Annotated in this window: 1 rRNA gene; it reads right to left on the bottom strand. The window is 49.6% G+C overall.

Annotated elements, in window-relative coordinates:
- Nucleotides 1–2898, bottom strand: a 23S ribosomal RNA gene (locus NE558_RS14210).
- Nucleotides 2899–2973: the final 75 nt, after the last annotated feature.

Raw genomic sequence — 2973 nt, 5'->3', positions numbered from 1 at the left:
TTGGTCAAGCCCTCGGTCTATTAGTATTGGTCAGCTGAACACGTTGCCGTGCTTACACCTCCAACCTATCTACCTCGTTATCTTCAAGGGACCTTACTTCCGAAGAATGGGAAATCTTATCTTGAGGGCGGCTTCACGCTTAGATGCCTTCAGCGTTTATCCGTTCCATACATAGCTACCCGGCTGTGCAGTTGGTCTGCAACCGGTACACCAGAGGTACGTCCATCCCGGTCCTCTCGTACTAAGGACAGCTCCTCTCAAATTTCCAGCGCCCACAACGGATAGGGACCGAACTGTCTCACGACGTTCTGAACCCAGCTCGCGTACCGCTTTAATGGGCGAACAGCCCAACCCTTGGGACCTACTTCAGCCCCAGGATGCGATGAGCCGACATCGAGGTGCCAAACCTCCCCGTCGATGTGAACTCTTGGGGGAGATAAGCCTGTTATCCCCAGGGTAGCTTTTATCCGTTGAGCGATGGCATTCCCACTTATTACCACCGGATCACTAAGTCCTACTTTCGTACCTGCTCCAGCCGTCGCTGTCGCAGTCAAGCCACCTTTTGCCTTTACACTCTTTGAATGGTTTCCAATCATTCTGAGGTGACCTTCGAGCGCCTCCGTTACCTTTTAGGAGGCGACCGCCCCAGTCAAACTGCCCGCCTGACATTGTCCCCTATCCAGATAATGGACATGGGTTAGAAATCCAATGACATAAGAGAGGTATCCCACCGGCGGCTCCACCAAGACTAGCGTCCTGGCTTCATAGCCTCCCTCCTATCCTGTACATATATCATCGAATCCCAGTATCAGGCTGCAGTAAAGCTCCATGGGGTCTTTCCGTCCTGTTGCGGGTAACCAGTATCTTCACTGGTTCTTCAATTTCACCGGGCGTGTTGTCGAGACAGTGCTCAAATCGTTACACCTTTCGTGCGGGTCAGAACTTACCTGACAAGGAATTTCGCTACCTTAGGACCGTTATAGTTACGGCCGCCGTTTACTGGGGCTTGAATTCAAAGCTTCGCTTGCGCTAACCTCTCCTCTTAACCTTCCAGCACCGGGCAGGTGTCAGCCCATATACATCACCTTACGGTTTCGCATAGACCTATGTTTTTGCTAAACAGTCGCTTGAGCCTCTTTTCTGCGGCCACTTTCGTGGCTCCCCTTATCCCTAAGTTACGGGGTTATTTTGCCGAGTTCCTTAACAACACTTCTCCCGTCGGCCTGTGGATTTTCTCCTCATCTACCTGTGTCGGTTTACGGTACGGGTACGCATAATACAATAGCGGCTTTTCTTGGCAGTGTGGATTCGGAAACTTCCCTACTTTTTTTCAGTCCCCATCGCACTTCATCATCAAAAGACGGATTTGCCTATCTTCCTTGACTTTGTGCTTAGCCGGGTATTTCCATTCCCCGGTTTTCCTATCCTCCTGCGTCCCCACAGTTCTGATTATACGTAGTACAGGAATATCAACCTGTTGTCCATCGACTACGACTTTCGTCCTCGCCTTAGGCCCCGACTAACCCTGAGAAGATTAGCTTTACTCAGGAAACCTTAGATATTCGGCCTACATGTTTCTCACATGTATCTCGCTACTCATTCCGGCATTCTCTCTCCTGTTTCGTCCACCATTGTTTGCACTTTGGCTTCGTCCTTGCAGGATGCTCCTCTACCACTTCCTACTCTTCGTAGGAAATCCGTAGCTTCGGTGACGTGTTTTAGCCCCGTTACATTTTCGGCGCAGGTTTTCTCGACTAGTGAGCTATTACGCACTCTTTAAATGAGTGGCTGCTTCTAAGCCAACATCCTAGTTGTCTATGAAATCCCACATCCTTTTCCACTTAACACGTACTTTGGGACCTTAGCTGTCGGTCTGGGCTCTTTCCCTTTTGTCCACGCGACTTATCTCACGTAGACTGACTCCCGAGGGTATCTCTACGGCATTCTTAGTTTGATATGAGTTGGTAACCTTTTTGGGCCCCGCGTCAGTTCAGTGCTTTACCTCCGTTAGACTCCTCTCGAGGCTAGCCCTAAAGCTATTTCGAGGAGAACCAGCTATCTCCGAGTTCGATTGGAATTTCTCCGCTATCCACACCTCATCACCACCTTTTTCAACAGATGTGTGTTCGGTCCTCCAAAGCCTTTTACGGCTCCTTCAACCTGGACATGGATAGGTCACCCGGTTTCGGGTCTACTAATACTAACTATACGCCCTATTCAGACTTGGTTTCCCTTCGGCTCCGTGGCTTCTGACCACTTAACCTCGCTAGCATTAGTAACTCGCCGGACCGTTCTACAAAAAGTACGCCATCAGGCACAAAGCCCTCTGACTGTTTGTAAGCACAAGGTTTCAGGTTCTCTTTCACTCCCCTCCCGGGGTTCTTTTCACCTTTCCTTCACAGTACTGCTTCACTATCGGTCACTAGGGAGTATTTAGGCTTGGGGGGTGGTCCCCCCGGCTTCCCACAGGGTTTCTCGTGTCCCGTGGTACTCTGGATTCTGTCAGCTGGCTCAAAATTTCGTCTACCGGACTTTCACCGTCTTTGGTCTGCTTTCCCAAAACAGTTCGACTATCTCTTGCCAATACCTTATACAGTCCGCAACCCCGAAGAACTAGGTCCTTCGGTTTGGCCTCTTTCCCTTTCGCTCGCCGCTACTTAGGAAATCGAGTTTTCTTTCTCCTCCTGCTGCTACTTAGATGTTTCAGTTCACAGCGTTCCCTTCCATACGCTATGTATTCACGTATGGATACTTGAGGTTTGCTCAAGTAGGTTTCCCCATTCAGAAATCTCCGGATCGATGGCTATTTGCGCCTCCCCGAAGCTTATCGCAGCTTATCACGTCTTTCATCGGCTCCTAGTGCCAAGGCATTCTCCTTGTGCTCTTTCTTGCTTGACCAGTTTTTTGCTTTGAATGAATTCAAAACAATAGCTTGTTCTTTGGAATGTTTCGTAGTAGCGATACTACGGTTTT

Origin of the sequence: Anaerotignum propionicum, assembly GCF_024461735.1 — a bacterium.
Taxonomy (GTDB): Bacteria; Bacillota; Clostridia; order Lachnospirales; family Anaerotignaceae; genus Chakrabartyella.
Note: the sequence above shows the minus strand (reverse complement) of the source record. Positions and strands in the feature narration are given on the sequence as shown.